This is a genomic window from Pseudoalteromonas maricaloris (genome assembly GCF_024746855.1).
Taxonomy (GTDB): domain Bacteria; phylum Pseudomonadota; class Gammaproteobacteria; order Enterobacterales; family Alteromonadaceae; genus Pseudoalteromonas; species Pseudoalteromonas maricaloris.
Window position 1 is genome coordinate 1,423,021 of sequence record NZ_CP024625.1, and the last position, 14,971, is coordinate 1,437,991.

The following is a 14,971-nucleotide window of genomic DNA, read 5'->3' on the forward strand; positions in this document are numbered from 1 at the left end:
GAGAGTGTGTATGAGCTTTGAAGTCGATGAAGATATCTTGCAGGACTTTCTTGTTGAAGCAGGCGAAATATTAGAACTGTTATCTGAACAGCTTGTTGAACTAGAAAATAATCCTGAAGATAAAGAACTTCTCAATGCGATTTTCCGTGGCTTCCATACCGTAAAAGGTGGGGCTGGCTTCCTAGGTATGACCGAACTGGTCGATGCCTGTCACGGTGCGGAGAACGTGTTTGATGTACTACGACAAGGGCAACGAAAAGTAACTTCCGAACTGATGGATGTTATTTTGCAATCTTTGGATACGATCAACGAAATGTTCGCTTGTATTCAAAACCGTGAGGAACCAGAAGCGGCCGACCCTGTGTTGCTTGAAACACTCCACAAACTTAGCCAGCCTGCATCTGAAGACGAAGTCAGTGAAGTGATTGACGAACCTACTTCTGAGCCAGAACCTGTGGTGCCAGATTTAAGTGCTGATGATATTTTATTCGACGCCGATGTTGGTTCAGGCGATGATAGCGGCTCCAGCATCGATGAGATAACAGAAGAAGAATTTGAAAATCTTTTAGATGAATTACACGGTTCGGGTAATGCGCCTGCTGTTGCTCCGGCAACTAAACCTGAAGCTGTATCAACCTCAGATGATGGTGATATCACCGATGACGAATTCGATAACCTCTTAGATGAACTTCATGGTGTTGGTAAATTCGGTGGAGCACCAAATGCAGAAGATGCTGTTGCCTCAGAAGCGAGTGAACCTAAGGCTAAATCAACCTCACCAGCAGCCCCAAGTGGGTCTACTGGCGACGAAGAAATTACCGACGATGAGTTTGAAGCTTTGTTGGACGAGCTTCATGGTAAAGGCAGTGCACCTAAAGCGGTCGATGAATCGCCAGTAGAGGTTTCAGAGACTAAACCTGCGCAACCAGAGCCTGTTAAAGCCGCGCCAGCGCCGAAACCTGCACCAAAGCCTGCGCCCAAAGTTGAAGCTAAGCCTGCGACTCCAGCACCAGCACCGCAAAAAGAGCCCGAGGCTGCAAAAGCTTCCACACCAGCCGCTGCGAAGAAACCTGCGGCACAAGCTGAGACCACGGTCCGAGTTGATACTAAACGTCTTGATGAAATCATGAATATGGTTGGCGAATTAGTATTGGTTCGTAACCGTTTGGTTAGCTTAGCGAATAACACCAACAGCGAAAGCATGGGTAAAGCTATTTCGAACCTTGATGTAGTCACTGCTGATTTGCAGGGCGCCGTGATGAAAACGCGGATGCAGCCAATCAAAAAGGTATTTGGTCGCTTTCCTCGAGTAGTGAGAGACCTTGCTCGCAGCTTGAAAAAAGAAATCAACCTAGTTTTACAGGGCGAAGAGACGGATTTAGATAAAAATTTGGTTGAAGCGCTTGCAGATCCATTGGTCCACTTAGTGAGAAACTCAGTAGATCATGGCATTGAAATGCCTGACGTACGCGAAGCGTCGGGCAAACCAAGAATGGGTACAGTCACATTGTCAGCATCTCAAGAGGGAGATCACATTCTTCTCACGATTCGAGATGATGGTGCCGGTATGGACCCTGAAAAGCTCAAAAAGATTGCTATAAATAAAGGCGTTATTGACTCCGATCAAGCAAGCCGACTGTCCGATACTGAAGCCTATAATTTGATCTTCGCACCAGGGTTCTCAACAAAAGAGCAAATTTCGGACATTTCTGGTCGTGGTGTTGGGATGGACGTTGTTAAAACGAAGATCACTCAATTAAATGGCTCGGTAAATATCCAATCAGAATTGGGTGTTGGTACCGTATTAGAGATTAAGGTACCGCTTACACTGGCTATTTTACCTACCTTGATGGTAGTAGTCGGAGAGCAAACGTTTGCGTTACCACTTGCCGGCGTGAACGAGATCTTCCATTTAGATTTGACAAAAACGAATGTGGTTGATGGTCAGTTGACTATCATAGTGAGAGAAAAAGCAATTCCGTTATTTTATCTTGAACATTGGTTGGTAAAAGGTGCGAACAGGGGCATGAGAAAGGCTGAAGGCCATGTTGTCATTGCGCAAATTGGCACTAAACAAGTCGGTTTTGTGGTTGATTCTCTGATAGGCCAAGAGGAAGTCGTAATCAAACCACTAGATGCGTTATTACAAGGTACACCAGGTATGGCCGGTGCTACCATCACATCTGATGGTGGTATAGCGCTAATCCTTGATGTCCCCAACTTATTAAAACACTACGCCTAATTTTATTAGGCGTAGTTCGAATTCTAGAGCGGCATTTGCTGCTCTGCTGTAGAGCAAATTAAAGAGCGTTGCCAATGGCAGTTAAAGTGTTAGTCGTAGACGATTCTAGTTTTTTTCGTCGTCGAGTCAGTGAAATTTTAGAAAAAGACAGTGAAATCAAAGTTATAGATTTCGCAGTTAATGGCAAGGAGGCGGTTGAAAAGGCCGCTTCATTGCGTCCAGACGTAATTACGATGGACGTGGAAATGCCTGTGCTTGATGGGATCAGTGCGGTGAAGCAGATCATGCAGGCCACTCCGACCCCAATCTTAATGTTTTCTTCGTTAACTCGTGAAGGCGCTAGTGCTACGTTAGATGCACTGGATGCAGGCGCTGTAGATTTTTTACCTAAAAAGTTTGAAGACATCGCTCGTAATAGCGAAGAAGCAATTAAGTCGTTACAAAATAAGGTAAAGGAAATTGGCCGCCGTCGCGTTAGCCGTTTTACTCGCCCTACTATTGCGACTCCGCCAAAGCGCGTCGAGTCTAGAGCAACTCGCGCTGATACAGGACGAGCAACGATCCCTCAACCGGATAGAAGTTTTCAGAGGCCTGTATCTGGTGGTACGTCCAGTGCTGCGGGTGCTAGAGCATCGGGTAAGAAATATGGACTGGTTGCAATTGGTACATCAACAGGTGGACCCGTTGCACTGCAAACAATACTAACTCAGTTGCCTGCAAACTTTCCTCATCCAATTTTACTTATCCAGCATATGCCGGCCGCATTTACACCTGCGTTTGCAGCAAGATTGAATAGTTTATGCCAGATTAAGGTTAAGGAAGCCGAGCAAGGTGATAGATTAATGCCTGGGGTGGCCTATTTAGCCCCTGGCGGTAAGCAAATGCTGGTTGAAAATCGCGGTGGTAGTAAGACACTAAAAGTGTTCGAAGATGATAGTCCAAGGATCACCTATAAGCCCAGCGTTGATGTGACATTTGCAAGTGTTGCAAAAGCTTATGGTGGCGACACGTTAGCGATTGTCTTAACGGGAATGGGCGCAGATGGCCGAGATGGTGCTCGTATGCTAAAACAGGTAGGGGCCACTATTTGGGCGCAAGATGAAGCGACTTGTGTTGTTTATGGTATGCCTCAAGCTGTCGCTGGCGCTGGACTTTCGTCGGATAGTATCGCCCTACAAGACTTTGCTGCGAGAATTAATAAAGAAGCGGGTAACCAATAGACTAAGTCATCACTTGGTTGCTTTGCTTGAAGCTTGTAAATATCAAACGTCTAAAAAGAATGAATAACATTGAGTTGGTATAGTATCTATTGAATGAAATCAATAGTGATAAGCGAAGGAATATAGAGTGAAAATTTGGACAGTAGCAAATCAAAAAGGTGGCGTGGGTAAAACCACGACGACGGTGAGCTTAGGAGGCATTCTTGCTGAGCAGGGTCACCGAGTTTTGCTTATTGATACTGATCCACATGCTTCACTGACATATTACTTTGGTATTGATTCTGAAGAGTTAGAAGTCAGTGTGTATGATATTTTTGCACGCGGCAGCAGCATGACGAGTGAAGAAATTTTACAGTCTCTTTGTCCATCAACCATAGAGAATCTTGATATTTTGCCTGCCACTATGGCCATTGCTACGCTTGATCGTAGTATGGGTAATAAAACGGGCATGGGGCTTATCTTAAAGAAATCGCTCGAAAAAATAGCGGATCAATATGACTATGCTATTTTAGACTGTCCACCAGTGCTTGGGGTACTGATGGTTAACGCATTAGCAGCGAGTGAGCGAATTTTAGTGCCTGTCCAAACTGAATTTTTGGCGTTGAAGGGACTAGATAGAATGATGCGCACGATGGAGCTGATGCAGTCTTCACAGCAGAAACAGTATCAATATACTATCATTCCAACTATGTATGATAAACGGACCAAAGCGTCGTTGGAGGCGTATAAAACGTTGCTAGCAACATACAAAGAGGCCGTTTGGCCAGGTGTGGTTCCCGTAGATACCAAATTTAGGGATGCGAGTCTTGCACAGCAAGTCCCAGTACAATTTTGTCCTAAATCACGAGGCGTGTTCGCTTATCGTGCACTATTGGACTATTTGAAGCAGTTAAGCTAGAGAGCATAATGAGTAAGCATTTATTTGCAAATGAAAAGGTGATGAAGCAGTATCTTGGCGCCCTATTACAAGAGGAGCCAGAGATTGAGCAATGCGAATTATCACCGGTTGCAAAGCTACTTGAACAAGTAAAAGAGCCGAAGTCCGAACTTGAAGATACAGACCTTCCAGCTGTCCTTGCAACAGAGCCTCAGGAGTCGGTGAGTGAAGTTATTGAAGAACAACCGAGTAAATTAGCTCAAGATCTTGAAGTCACTGAAAATACATCTATTATCAAAGAACAGACAACGATAGAATCCGTTTCTGCAAGGGAAGCCTATCAAGAAGGTGAATTTCAGGCATTGTTTTTTGAAGTTGCAGGCTTAACACTGGCGGTTCCGCTTAAATCACTTGGGGGAATACACCAACTGGGTGAGGTCAATCAACTCTTTGGTAAACCTAAATGGTTTAAAGGCGTGATGCTAAATCGTGAAGAAAAACTTAATGTTGTTGATACTGCGCGATGGGTAATGCCTGAGAAGTTAACACCAAAATTAGAAGATGCTCTGGATTACCAGTATTTGATTACGCTTGGGGATAGTAACTGGGGACTGTTAGCAGAGAAACTAGTCAACAACTTAACACTCAAGCCTGAAGACATAAAGTGGCGCACAGCAGATGGTAAACGGCCTTGGTTGGCTGGGGTGATTAAAGAGAAAATGTGCGCGCTGATTGATGTAGAGAATTTAAACCGTTTGCTAGAACAAGGCCTCGATAGTCGAGAGCAGTAACTAGTATATTGATGGAGTGAAACCATGAGCCAAGATAGACTACTTTCTGCAGACAAAAATGCTGATAGTAATGATGAAGTATTGCAATGGGTTACTTACAAGCTTGAAGAGGAAACTTACGGTATCAATGTAATGCAAGTGCAAGAAGTATTACGTTATACCGAAATTGCACCAGTCCCAGGTGCGCCAAGCTACGTACTCGGGATCATTAATCTACGTGGTAACGTTGTAACGGTTATAGACACACGAGCTAGGTTTGGTCTGCAAAGTGCAGAAGTGACGGATAATTCGAGAATTGTAATAATCGAAGCCGAGAAGCAAGTTATTGGTATCTTAGTCGATAGCGTTGCTGAGGTGGTTTACTTACGTAGCTCGGAAATTGACAGCGCGCCAAACATCGGCACTGAAGAGAGCGCTAAGTTTATCCAAGGCGTATCAAACCGAGAAGGCGAGCTATTGATCTTAGTCGATCTTAATAAGCTATTAAGTGATGACGAATGGGATGAGCTGAGTCATATCTAGATGTCTGAAGTAGTAAACGCACAAACCGTTTTACTCGTCATATCAATAACCTCAAGCATACTTGCGTTAGTATGCTTGAGGTTTGTTTTTGTGCTGGGTAAAAAATTACAAGATGCGCAGGGTCAAACCGCGCAACTTTCGAGCTCACTGCAAGGCTCTGAGCAACAAATAGCAATATTACGCAGCGAAGTTGCGGAGTTACGCGCCAGTATCATGAGTATTGGTAAGCGGGTGGTCGCTACCGAGCAAGAATTAAATGATGTTGCGAATCAGCAAGCAGCACAGAAATATGATGACCCCGACGCAAAAATGTATTCTCGCGCCGTGAAAATGGTGGAACTTGGCGCTGATATTGAAGAGGTGATGCGCGAGTGTGAGTTGCCAAGAGCTGAGGCAGAGCTGCTCATGTCTTTGCATAACAAATCAAAATGATTGTCTAGGGCCTGTTGACCTTTCAAGTTTGTTTTTGCAGCAGTTTGATTGGTATTTATACAAGGCAGAGCCTGCGTAGCATAGTTATTCTATGTAAGTTAGGCGATAACACAGAAGAAATTCCAATCAAGCGCTGCCCTTTGGGTTCCCCTGAGTGCGCTTTGTTCTTTGTTGCTCAACTTTTGCCTAGATTACTAGGCGGCAAGTCGAGCGTCGTGATCAAAACACACTCAGGAGAACAAAAATCAAACAGCAAAGGTCAACAGGCCCTAGAAAGTAGGAAATTTTGGCTATGCCTTAATATCTAGCTTGCCACGAAAACCTTCCCAGCCAGGTGGAAACTTACCACGCATAATGTAAGAAAAAGCAATGAGTTCAGCAATTACATAGTAGAGTTCCCGTGGGATCTCTTGGTGTAACTCAAGTGCACTGAGTGTTTGTGCTAATGATTCATCTTCATGGATCATGATGTTTTTCTCTTTTGCCAGCGCAATAATTTCCTCTGCCAGCTCACCATATCCTTTAAAGGTGACCTGAGGTGCGCTTCCAGCTTCATATAACAGTCCGATAGCAGATTTTTGTGTCATCTCTTTTACACCTTAATGTTGATAATTGCGTGTTCATTAAAGAATTTATCTTGAAAGCTGGCTTCTTCCCTAAGGCCTATCTCCGCGACTTGCAGCCCATGAGATGCTAACTTATGCCTGAGTGTTGCCAAGTGTGGCTCTGCGAGCTGCTTGACCTGATTGGAGGTGGCTACTAATGCACATTCTAGGGCTTTATCCATCAGCTCGGCTTGGGCATGGATCTGACCTTTTTCTGCAAAATCAAAACAAAGACGAATAAACCACACAGACTTCTCTGGCATACCAGGTTTAGGCGACTTTTTATATTCACCTATTTGTAATTGTGTTTGCTGTTGCTCTTGTCCTACTTTAGTGGGGAAGAGCAGGTTTACAATCAACTGTGCTTCGCTGTCTTGTTTCGCAGAGTTGGTCGCTGTAGTCGGTGATTGTTGCGGTTGTAATTGGTTGTGCAATTGCCCCAATTCGTTTAACAGCTCTTTTGCTTGTGGTTGTTGAAGCGTGTCTGCTATTTGCTTGGGGGAGAGCAGCTTCAGCTGTGGTAGTAGCGTATCCAGCAAGGCTTGTATTTTTTGCGTTGCTTGCTCATTGCTCTGAGCTTGGTTTGCCACCTGGCTACCTAATAACGACACAATTAAACGGTCCAACATTTGTGTAAAACTCGATTGAGCTAAACTTGTTGGCGTGTTAGCAAAGGTTGCCATGCCCAGTTGGCTTTCTAACTGGTTTTTAACGGTAAGCGCGCTCACTGAACGGTCATCAAGCAAGCGCGTAAATGCTTGGTTGACTAATTTCTGTAATTCAGGCGTTTGTTTGAATGTATCTGCTTTTACGAGTTTTTCGATAGTTGCAGAAGCTTGGCGTAACATGTTTGGTGTGTTTTCTTTTTGTTCGGGTTTAGCCATGGGCAGAGTAAGCAGGGCTTCAATAACCCCTTTAATTTGATTGCTGGTAGGCTGCGGTACTTGAGAAGGTGTAGCGGTTACTTGCGTGCGTTGTGAATGTGTAGATGGCAACTGGAACGTTTTAGCAGAATCTACAGGCGCAGAACTCGCTTTACGATAAAGCGGCCGCGCTAAGACTTGTGTCAGCTGTTCAACTTGCTTATTGCTAAGCGATTGTTTACCTGTGAGGGTGTCCAATAATAAGGACAGGGCTTTTTGTTTCACCTCAAAATTGACCGGGGGCGCCTGATATTTTGGTGTCTCTGCGAGCTGGTGTTGTAAGTAACGAGCGATTGAGCTGGCTAACTTTTCGTTTTGCAAAGGTGTGTGACTTTTTTGCAATGGTAATGGTTGCTTTGCCATCAGCTCTGTAAGATTAAGTTTTATTTGGTTTGAGAGTTGTTGCAGTGGCGTGCTTGATTTATTTTCATTGTGAGCACTTACTTTCTCGCTTGGCGCAAGCAGAGTTGAGACTGAGTGACTCAAAACATCATTTTTGCCTTTCTTGACTGGGGAGTTCGCGGGCTGAACAACCTGATTTGTAAGTGGCTTCCCAAAAGGTCTTCCGATCAGTACTTGCAACGCTTTTACTACCGTTGACTTAATTTGTTGCAGATTGACTTCAAGTAGCGGTTTGTCATACGCCAGCGTATGTACTGATGCTAAGCGTGACTCAAGCGGTGAAGGAGCATCTTTATTGACTGCGCTTACGTGTTGTAGCAAAGCGCTAAGCGGCTTTATGGTTTCTACTTTTACTTGTTGTGTCGATTTTGTGATATCAATTCCATTGAAAGCCGTTTTTACTTCGCCCTTTTGCCATGTAGTTGCTGCAGGCCAGTTACTGCTTATTGGCGATAAGGTTACTGAACGATCATGAATGTTAAGTGTTACTCCACTTGGCAGCGGCTTCACCTCAACACTGCTAAGTTGACTAGAGATAAGTTTTGCAATCATTGACTTAGGTAAAGCCGTACTAAACAGCAAGTCTTTAAATTGATTGACGACCTGCAAGGAAACATTACTTTGTTGGGCACTAAGATGCGCAATGAGTTTGTTTTCACTTGCGAGCAATTGTGCCACGGCTTGCGGAAGCGGTATTTTTAAATCAAGTGCCTTGATGTGTAATGTGGCGTCTGGCAACGTGGTTGCTGAAGACTGTATTACTGGGCTTGGCGTATGCGTCTTTAGCGTCGTTAAAATATCAAAAAGCTGTTTTGTTAGTGTTACTTGTGCTTGTAGTTTGGGCGTTTGAAAGGTAACCACCTTGCCAGTTTCATCAATACTAACCAGTGCTTCTGGAAGCTGATTGGGCTGGGTTGGAGGCTTAAGCGCTAGTTGGATAGTTTGCCATCGACCATCAATTGCCACATCCATTTTTAGTTTATCGTTACTAATTTGGATATTCTTTGCTGCAAACGGTTGGTTTTTGGCTAAGTCTAATCTCGATACTTCGCTATTATCTGTGCTTATCACAGATGCTGTCGTCGTATTTGTTGTAATTGGCAGCTTATTCATTATTTTAAATCAAATTTTCGCTAATCGGTCGCATCGGATTATTCGTATTACCATACCATTATGTTAGACTAACGCCCAATTTTAGGTAAAGAGAAGCCCAAGTTTGCTAGAGATAGACGCCGTCACTTGTACCAAACAAGATAGATGCTTGTTTGACTCATTAAGTTTCACTCTCCATGCGGGGCAGATCATGCAAATTGAAGGCCCAAATGGTGCCGGAAAAACCTCTTTGTTGAGGATCATTGCTGGGTTCGCCAGAGCGGACGAAGGGCAGATCCGCTACAACAGCACTGATATCCGCGATGATTATGATTCATTCGCTGCCGATTTATTATTTATTGGTCATAAGACAGGTGTCAATCAACAACTTAGTGCCTACGAAAATGTCCAACATTGGCTTATGGTTCATGGCGCTCAGGCCGATGAAGAAGAAGTCTATACACTACTTGCCAAGCTCGGTTTAATAGGGCTTGAAGATGTACCTGTGCGGACATTGTCGGCAGGCCAACAGCGCCGTGTTGCATTAGTACGTTTGTGGCTGAATCAAGCCAAGCTTTGGGTGCTAGATGAACCATTTACTGCGCTGGATAAAAAAGGGGTCGCCATGTTGCAAACCCAATTTCAGTCTCATCTCGACAAGGGGGGCGCCATTTTATTGACGACCCACCAAGATCTCACCGCACATTTTGCACAGTTACAAACCTTGGCGTTGGAGTACCGTTTGTAATGCAGACTCAACATTCTTATTGGTTAGCTTTTAAATCGGTTTATGCCAAAGATGTGACCTTGGCCTTTAGACAGCGCGCTGAGATAGTCAATCCTTTGTTGTTTTTCCTTATCGTGATCACCTTATTTCCGTTAGCAATTGGGCCCGAACCTGCGCTGCTTACCAGAATGGCTCCGGGTATTATTTGGGTAGCGGCGCTTTTATCGACTATGTTAGGTCTAGATAAATTATTTAGGGACGATTACAACGACGGCTCATTAGAGCAATTGATTGCTTCACCTTATCCTTTATCGCTATCAGTATTAGCAAAAGTAGCAGCGCATTGGACAGTCAGTGGTTTGCCAATGGTGGTGCTTGCGCCCTTGTTCGCGCTGTTAATGAATCTCGAATCGCAGTCTCTCAATGCGACTGTATTGACCTTACTGATAGGTACACCGTTATTAAGTTTTATTGGGGCTATTGGCGCAGGACTCACCGTTGCATTGCAAAAGGGTGGCATTTTAATGAGTTTACTCGTCCTTCCGCTTTATATCCCCGTATTGATTTTTGCAACGTCCGCCATAGATACCAGTAGCATGTCTTTAGCGTATGGTGGTCAGCTTGCAATCCTTGGTGCGATGCTTGCCGTCGCAATTGTTGCCGCACCAATTGCCATATCGTCAGCTTTAAGAGTGAGTGTAAGTTAAAATGTGGAAGTGGTTACATCCTTATGCCAAAGCGGAGCGTGCTTACCAACTGTGTAACACCTTGCTTCCTTACTTTGCCGTGATTGCGGTAGTGGGCTTAATTGTTGGATGGGTTTGGGGGTTAGCCTATGCGCCAGCCGACTACCAACAAAAAGACAGCTATCGTATTATCTTTATTCATGTGCCGTCGGCTATCTGGTCGATGGGCGCATACTCGTCTATGGCTATTGCGGCTATTGTTGCCTTAGTATGGCAAATTCGTAATGCTGAACTGGCGGTTATCGCCATTGCACCTATTGGTGCGGCAATGACCGCGATTGCGTTAATCACTGGTGCTGCTTGGGGTAAACCTATGTGGGGCGCTTGGTGGGTCTGGGATGCAAGATTGACGTCAGAGCTTATCCTACTGTTTTTGTATTTTGGTGTTTTGTCTCTATATCACGCCTTTGAAGATAAAAAATCAGGTGGTAGAGCTGCCTGTATTCTTGCCATTGTCGGGGTCGTTAATCTGCCTATTATTCATTTCTCGGTAGAGTGGTGGAATACGCTGCATCAGGGGTCAACTATCACCAAATTTGATACGTCAGCGATTGATCCTTCCATGTTGTGGCCTTTGTTGATCAACATAGTGGCGTTTGCTGGTGTGCTTGGCGTGGTTACGCTAATTCGTTTGAAAAATGAAATTTTACGAAGCGAGCAACACCGTCCTTGGGTCCGCGAATTAGTGAATAGGGGTTAATCATGCAGTTTGAATCCTTCAGTGAATTTTTAGCCATGGGTGGCTATGGCTTTTATGTTTGGCTCTCATTCGGCTCATGTGCATTAATACTGGCTGGTATTTTAGTCGGCTCTATCTTGGATGGTAAGGCGCTAAAGCAAGCAGTTAAAGCGCAAATGGCAAGAGAAGCACGCATTAAAAAAGCAAAAGAGGAGTCGCAAGCATGAATCCTAGACGCAAAAAGAGATTATTCACCGTTGTTGCCGTTATCTTTGGTATTGGCGCAGCGGTCGGGCTTACGCTTTACGCACTACAAGAAAATATTAATTTGTTTTACACGCCGAGCGAGCTTGTTGAAGGTAAAGGTGAGTTAAAAGAAATACCGCAAATTGGCCAGAAACTGCGCATTGGCGGTATGGTTGTGCCTGGTTCAGTGGTGCGTGATGAAACGTCCTTAGATGTGTCATTTAAACTTATCGACACCGGTCCTATGGTTACTATTCGTTATAAAGGCATTCTTCCTGATCTATTCCGTGAAGGCCAAGGTATCGTAGCACAAGGGACATTAGTTGAGTCTAATGTAGTTGAAGCGTTTGAAGTACTTGCCAAGCATGATGAAGAGTATATGCCATCAGAAGTAGCGGAAGCCGTGAAAGGCATTAAGCACGAAAAGCCAAAATATAATTTAAACAGCGAGAACTAAGATGGTCCCAGAAATAGGTTACTTCGCTTTAGTTCTGGCGATGGCATTGAGCTTATTACTGTGTATTTTCCCATTGTGGGGGGCTTATACGGGTAATTTGAGGCTGATGAAAGCCGCTCCTTCACTGGCCATTGGTCAGTGTATTCTTGTGGTGTTCTCATTTATGGTACTGATCTACATCACGTTAATGGATGACTTTACGGTTGCGTATGTGGCACATCATTCGAGCAGTACTTTGCCTTGGTATTATAAAATCACCTCAACGTGGGGTGGACACGAAGGCGCAATTTTACTGTGGTTGGTAATGCAATCCATGTGGACCATGCTGGTTGCAGTGATGTCAAAGTCGCTACCGTGGGTTTTGCGAGCGCGTGTGTTAGGCGTACTTGGCTTTTTAGGTGCGGGCTTTATGCTCTATACCCTGTGGATGTCGAGCCCGTTTGAGCGTTTGCTTCCTTACTTCCCTGTTGAAGGGCGTGATTTAAATCCATTATTGCAAGACCCTGGAATGATCATTCACCCGCCACTCCTTTATATGGGTTATGTTGGCTTATCAGTGTCTTTCTCTTTTGCAATTGCTGCGCTTTTAACCGGTAAACTTGATAATACTTGGGCTAAATGGTCTCGTCCTTGGACAATGGCCGCATGGGGCTTTCTTACTCTTGGCATTACAATTGGTAGTTGGTGGGCGTACTCAGAGCTTGGCTGGGGCGGTTGGTGGTTCTGGGATCCGGTGGAAAACGCTTCACTGATGCCTTGGCTTGTTGCAACGGCTTTATTGCATTCACTCGCAGTAACAGAAAAGCGTGGTGTGTTTAAGTCTTGGACCGTACTACTTGCTATCACCGCGTTTAGTTTATGTTTACTTGGTACCTTTATCGTTCGCTCAGGCATTATCGTATCGGTGCATGCGTTTGCAACCGATCCAGACCGTGGTTTATATATCCTGTCATTCTTGGCTGTGGTTGTGGGTGGTAGCTTAGCGCTTTACGCACTGCGCGTAGCTCAAGTATATAGTGAGGGGCGCTATCAATTCATTTCGCGTGAAGTGGCGCTGTGGATCAACAATATCTTCTTAGTGGTTGCGACCTTGATTGTATTGTTAGGCACGTTATTGCCTATGATCCACAAAGAGTTGGGCTTAGGCTCTATTTCCATTGGCGTACCTTTCTTTAACCAAATGTTTGCGATATTAATCGTGCCATTCGCGATTTTGCTGGGTTTAGCACCTATGCTGCGCTGGAAACAAAATAAAATGCCGCCACTAGTGAAAAAATGGGCTGTATTGATTGCGGTGAGTTTAGTGCTCACGGCGACGTGGTTGTACTCGAGCTACGAAGTGGTGGCACCACTTACGTTTGTTGCGACAGCGTTGGCTGTGTGGATAAGTGTGGCTACTGCTGCTGACTTATTTAATAAAGTGACTGTTCACCCAAGTGTTGCGATCGGCTTTAAAAAGCTAGGATTGAGCTATTGGGCAATGGTACTCGGGCACGTTGGTATTGCCTTTGTTATCGCGTCGGTGACGTTAACTTCAGCATACTCAGTTGAGCGCTCCGTGAGCATGAAACCCGGTGAAACGGCGATGCTAAACGAGTACGAATATCGATTTGATGGCGTAAAAGAAATTCGAGGCCCGAACTACGGTGGTCATGCTGGCGTAGTGACGGTATTCAAAAATGGTAAAAAAGTCACCGAGCTGCATGCAGAAAAACGCCGTTATGATGTAGGGATGCAGTTTATGACCGAAGCCGCTATTGATGATGGTTTCTTCCGTGATTTATATCTAGCACTCGGCGAGCCGCTTTCTGCAGGCGCGTGGTCGCTTAGGATCTATCACAAACCATACGTACGCTGGATGTGGCTAGGTGGGCTACTTATCTCTTTTGCCGGCTTCATTGTGCTTGCGGATAAACGCTACCGCAGCCGCGTGAAAAAATCATCCCAAGTGGAGGCTTAACATGAACCGCAAGTTATTAGGTTTAGTGCCTTTTTTGATATTTATTTTCCTGTGTGTGTTTTTGTACCAAGGACTATTTGGTAATCCTAGAGAGATCCAGACCGGCCGTTTAGGACACACTATGCCCGAGTTTTCATTACCCGATCTAATGGATAGTGATAAAACCTGGACAGCCGACTCGCTTAAGGGTGAAGTCTACTTGATGAACGTATGGGGCACTTGGTGCCCAACGTGTATCGCTGAGCTGGGTTATTTAACTGAGCTTAGAGAGCGCGGCGTGAAAATAATAGGTCTGTATTACGAGCAGGCTTATGACCCTGATTTTGGCGACCAGTTTGATATCAATGCTCTAAGACAAGATGTCAATAACATGTTGAGTCGTGCTGGTAACCCATACCAATTTAACATTCTTGATTTGGAGCGTACATTAGCACTGGATCTAGGTGTTTCAGGCGCGCCAGAGACTTTTTTGGTAGATAAGCAAGGTAAGATTTTGTTGCATCATACTGGCGACATCAATGAACGCGTGTGGCGCACTAAGTTTGCGGCAATCTATCAGGAGTTGGCGCAATGAAATATTTAATTGTTTTGCTTTTAATGATGATTACCGCAGCGGCGCAAGCAACGGAAGACAAATATAATTTTGCTACAGCGGAACGTGAGCAGACTTTCCGAGAGCTGACACATGAGCTACGTTGCCCTAAATGCCAGAACCAAAACATTGCAGATTCAGATGCCGTCGTTGCCAAAGATCTGCGTGATAAAGTCATCGCATTGGTTAATGAAGGTCAGTCTAAGCAAGAGGTCATTGATTATATGATCGACCGCTATGGCTATTTCGTTCATTATCAACCACCTGTTACGCCTGCAACAATCGTACTTTGGGTACTGCCAGTGGCAATCATTATTTTAGGTTTCGGCTTTATTATATTTCGTCAAAAACGCGCTGCGAAAAAGCAAGATTGGAATGCCGCAGACGAACAAAAGCTAGCTGAGCTCATTAATCAATATCAACGTCAGGAGCGTGAGCAGTGAGCGAATTCTCGACAG

The 14,971-nt window shown here is 44.7% G+C and carries 16 protein-coding genes; 14 read left to right on the top strand and 2 right to left on the bottom strand.

The genetic code is table 11. The annotated features are described in order from the left end of the window. Positions 1-10 precede the first annotated feature (10 nt). The 6 genes from CTT31_RS06050 to CTT31_RS06075 all read left to right on the top strand — a co-directional run bounded on the left by CTT31_RS06050 (position 11) and on the right by CTT31_RS06075 (position 6,084). Positions 11-2,242, top strand: coding sequence for a chemotaxis protein CheA (locus CTT31_RS06050; RefSeq protein WP_260492179.1), 2,232 nt, complete (start codon positions 11-13; stop codon positions 2,240-2,242). 74 nt (positions 2,243-2,316) lie between these two features. Continuing rightward, the gene (locus CTT31_RS06055) at positions 2,317-3,462 is read left to right on the top strand and encodes a protein-glutamate methylesterase/protein-glutamine glutaminase (RefSeq protein WP_010369101.1); all 1,146 of its coding nucleotides are present in this window, start codon (positions 2,317-2,319) and stop codon (positions 3,460-3,462) included. A gap of 127 nt (positions 3,463-3,589) precedes the next feature. After that, a complete protein-coding gene (locus CTT31_RS06060; RefSeq protein WP_010369100.1) occupies positions 3,590-4,360 on the top strand; it encodes a ParA family protein in 771 nt (256 codons plus the stop codon). 8 nt (positions 4,361-4,368) lie between these two features. Next, positions 4,369-5,130: a chemotaxis protein CheW gene (locus tag CTT31_RS06065; RefSeq protein ID WP_211859554.1), complete on the top strand. Its 762-nt coding sequence runs from the start codon at positions 4,369-4,371 to the stop codon at positions 5,128-5,130. Between the two features lie 24 nt (positions 5,131-5,154). Next, positions 5,155-5,652, top strand: coding sequence for a chemotaxis protein CheW (locus CTT31_RS06070; protein ID WP_010369098.1), 498 nt, complete (start codon positions 5,155-5,157; stop codon positions 5,650-5,652). Further along, positions 5,653-6,084, top strand: a complete 432-nt coding sequence (locus tag CTT31_RS06075) for a DUF2802 domain-containing protein (protein ID WP_010369097.1) — start codon at positions 5,653-5,655, stop codon at positions 6,082-6,084. A 290-nt stretch (positions 6,085-6,374) separates the two neighbouring features. Here CTT31_RS06075 and CTT31_RS06080 read toward each other — a convergent pair whose 3' ends face one another. Continuing rightward, the gene (locus tag CTT31_RS06080) at positions 6,375-6,671 is read right to left on the bottom strand and encodes an EscU/YscU/HrcU family type III secretion system export apparatus switch protein (RefSeq protein WP_010369096.1); all 297 of its coding nucleotides are present in this window, start codon (positions 6,669-6,671) and stop codon (positions 6,375-6,377) included. Positions 6,672-6,676: 5 nt separating this feature from the next. Then, on the bottom strand, positions 6,677-9,127 hold the full coding sequence (gene fliK / locus CTT31_RS06085; protein WP_260492180.1) for a flagellar hook-length control protein FliK: 2,451 nt from the start codon (positions 9,125-9,127) through the stop codon (positions 6,677-6,679). 103 nt (positions 9,128-9,230) lie between these two features. On the opposite strand from fliK, the gene ccmA reads away from it, so the two are divergent. Genes ccmA through CTT31_RS06125 form a run of 8 tightly spaced genes read left to right on the top strand, consistent with a single transcriptional unit; the run spans position 9,231 to position 14,956 of the window. Beyond that, positions 9,231-9,854, top strand: a complete 624-nt coding sequence (gene ccmA / locus CTT31_RS06090) for a cytochrome c biogenesis heme-transporting ATPase CcmA (protein ID WP_081489968.1) — start codon at positions 9,231-9,233, stop codon at positions 9,852-9,854. Next, positions 9,854-10,540, top strand: coding sequence for a heme exporter protein CcmB (gene ccmB / locus CTT31_RS06095; RefSeq protein ID WP_010606377.1), 687 nt, complete (start codon positions 9,854-9,856; stop codon positions 10,538-10,540). Before ccmA ends, ccmB begins: the two co-directional genes overlap by 1 nt. 1 nt (position 10,541) lies before the next feature. Further along, positions 10,542-11,279, top strand: a complete 738-nt coding sequence (locus CTT31_RS06100; RefSeq protein WP_010369087.1) for a heme ABC transporter permease — start codon at positions 10,542-10,544, stop codon at positions 11,277-11,279. 2 nt (positions 11,280-11,281) lie between these two features. Then, complete coding sequence (ccmD, locus tag CTT31_RS06105) at positions 11,282-11,485, top strand: heme exporter protein CcmD (protein ID WP_039492491.1); 204 nt, start codon at positions 11,282-11,284, stop codon at positions 11,483-11,485. Then, on the top strand, positions 11,482-11,961 hold the full coding sequence (gene ccmE, locus CTT31_RS06110; RefSeq protein ID WP_010369083.1) for a cytochrome c maturation protein CcmE: 480 nt from the start codon (positions 11,482-11,484) through the stop codon (positions 11,959-11,961). The genes ccmD and ccmE overlap by 4 nt, the downstream gene beginning before the upstream one ends. Position 11,962: 1 nt before the next feature. Further along, entirely contained in the window at positions 11,963-13,921 is a 1,959-nt protein-coding gene (locus tag CTT31_RS06115; RefSeq protein WP_260492181.1) for a heme lyase CcmF/NrfE family subunit, read from the top strand. A gap of 1 nt (position 13,922) precedes the next feature. Further along, positions 13,923-14,495 carry a redoxin family protein gene (locus tag CTT31_RS06120; RefSeq protein WP_069018771.1) on the top strand — a complete coding sequence of 191 codons (573 nt, stop codon included), beginning with the start codon at positions 13,923-13,925 and terminating at the stop codon, positions 14,493-14,495. Continuing rightward, positions 14,492-14,956 carry a cytochrome c-type biogenesis protein gene (locus CTT31_RS06125; protein WP_260492182.1) on the top strand — a complete coding sequence of 155 codons (465 nt, stop codon included), beginning with the start codon at positions 14,492-14,494 and terminating at the stop codon, positions 14,954-14,956. Before CTT31_RS06120 ends, CTT31_RS06125 begins: the two co-directional genes overlap by 4 nt. Positions 14,957-14,971 lie beyond the last annotated feature (15 nt).

Coding starts and splice junctions, on each gene's coding strand:
- ccmE (WP_010369083.1), top strand. CDS start 11,482: ATGAATCCTAGACGCAAAAAGAGATTATTCACCGTTGTTGCCGTTATC.
- ccmD (WP_039492491.1), top strand. CDS start 11,282: ATGCAGTTTGAATCCTTCAGTGAATTTTTAGCCATGGGTGGCTATGGC.
- CTT31_RS06125 (WP_260492182.1), top strand. CDS start 14,492: ATGAAATATTTAATTGTTTTGCTTTTAATGATGATTACCGCAGCGGCG.
- CTT31_RS06100 (WP_010369087.1), top strand. CDS start 10,542: ATGTGGAAGTGGTTACATCCTTATGCCAAAGCGGAGCGTGCTTACCAA.
- CTT31_RS06050 (WP_260492179.1), top strand. CDS start 11: ATGAGCTTTGAAGTCGATGAAGATATCTTGCAGGACTTTCTTGTTGAA.
- CTT31_RS06080 (WP_010369096.1), bottom strand. CDS start 6,671: ATGACACAAAAATCTGCTATCGGACTGTTATATGAAGCTGGAAGCGCA.
- CTT31_RS06115 (WP_260492181.1), top strand. CDS start 11,963: ATGGTCCCAGAAATAGGTTACTTCGCTTTAGTTCTGGCGATGGCATTG.
- CTT31_RS06065 (WP_211859554.1), top strand. CDS start 4,369: ATGAGTAAGCATTTATTTGCAAATGAAAAGGTGATGAAGCAGTATCTT.
- CTT31_RS06070 (WP_010369098.1), top strand. CDS start 5,155: ATGAGCCAAGATAGACTACTTTCTGCAGACAAAAATGCTGATAGTAAT.
- CTT31_RS06055 (WP_010369101.1), top strand. CDS start 2,317: ATGGCAGTTAAAGTGTTAGTCGTAGACGATTCTAGTTTTTTTCGTCGT.
- fliK (WP_260492180.1), bottom strand. CDS start 9,127: ATGAATAAGCTGCCAATTACAACAAATACGACGACAGCATCTGTGATA.
- CTT31_RS06075 (WP_010369097.1), top strand. CDS start 5,653: ATGTCTGAAGTAGTAAACGCACAAACCGTTTTACTCGTCATATCAATA.
- CTT31_RS06120 (WP_069018771.1), top strand. CDS start 13,923: ATGAACCGCAAGTTATTAGGTTTAGTGCCTTTTTTGATATTTATTTTC.
- ccmB (WP_010606377.1), top strand. CDS start 9,854: ATGCAGACTCAACATTCTTATTGGTTAGCTTTTAAATCGGTTTATGCC.